The organism is Rhizobium sp. FKY42 (genome assembly GCF_005222835.1).
Lineage (GTDB): Bacteria > Pseudomonadota > Alphaproteobacteria > Rhizobiales > Rhizobiaceae > Neorhizobium.
Genome location: NZ_STGA01000070.1, coordinates 1 through 1,202, shown reverse-complemented (window position 1 = coordinate 1,202; position 1,202 = coordinate 1). Strand labels below are relative to the sequence as shown.

Genomic DNA, 1,202 nt, shown 5'->3' with positions numbered 1-1,202 from the left:
CTGGCGCTGGCGATGCCGGCTCGGTGCTGATCAAGGCGACGCTCAACGAGGATATTCAGCGCGGGATCGAAAAGATCGTGTTCGCGAACGGCACGACCTGGTCGCGCGCGGATATGATTGCCAATGTCGCCTACATTGCCGGATCGGATGGCAATGACACCATCACCGGCTCGGCAGGGTCGGACAGCCAGATCCGTGCGGGGCTTGGAAACGATGCCCTTAATGGACTGGCCGGCAGCGATACCTATGTCTACCGCTTGGGAGACGGCAACGACGTCATCACCGAGGTCACGACGGGGACCGACGTCGATACGCTAGCCTTCTCGGACCTGAACCTTGCGGACATCCGGTTCGAACGGCCAAGCGGCAATACGAGCGACGTCGTCATCCGTATTCTGCAGACCGGCGAGACCGTCACCCTCAAGAACCAGTTCAATCAGGCTGGTGGTGTCGAGCGCATCACCTTTGCGGACGGCACGGTTCTGGGTGGAACCGACTGGAGCCTCGATACATATCTGCAGGGCAAGGTCGTCATCTACGGGACCAGTGGCAACGACACGCTCGCCGGGACCAGCAGCAATGATGTGTTCGTCGGCGGCCTTGGTGACGATCGCTTTAACAGTGGAGCTGGCAGCGACACCTACCTCTATGCTTCCGGCGACGGCAGCGATTATATCGATGACGAATCCGGCTCCACCACCGACGTCGATATTGTGAAGTTGACCGATCTCAATGTGGGAGACGTCACCTTCAGCCGTTCCGGAACCCACGTGAAGATCACGATCAACAGCACCGGCCACGTCATCACCCTTGATGAACAGCTCTATTCGGCCACCGCCAATTGGGGGGTCGAGCAGATCCAGTTCGCCGACGGGACGGTCTGGGACCGCACCCAGATTCAGGCCGCAGCCTGGATCAGAGGCACGGCGGGCAATGATACCCTGTCTGGCACAAGTGGAAATGACACCTTGTTCGGAGATGCTGGTAATGACACCATCACGACGGGGGCCGGAAACGACATCATCGTCTTCAAGCCTAACTTCGGGGTAGACACGATTACCGACTTCCAGGCGGGAGCGGGATCGGTCGATGTGATCGAATTCGACAATAGCCTCTTTGCCGATTTCGAAGACGTTCTGGCTGCCGCCGCTCAGGTCGGTAATGACACGGTCATCACGCATGATGCAGGAAACACGATCACG

At 58.8% G+C, this 1,202-nt stretch carries 1 protein-coding gene; it reads left to right on the top strand.

The genetic code is table 11. The features are described 5' to 3' along the window. A partial coding sequence (locus E8M78_RS21365) for a calcium-binding protein (protein WP_281405085.1) occupies nt 1-1,202 on the top strand: 1,202 nt, incomplete at both ends.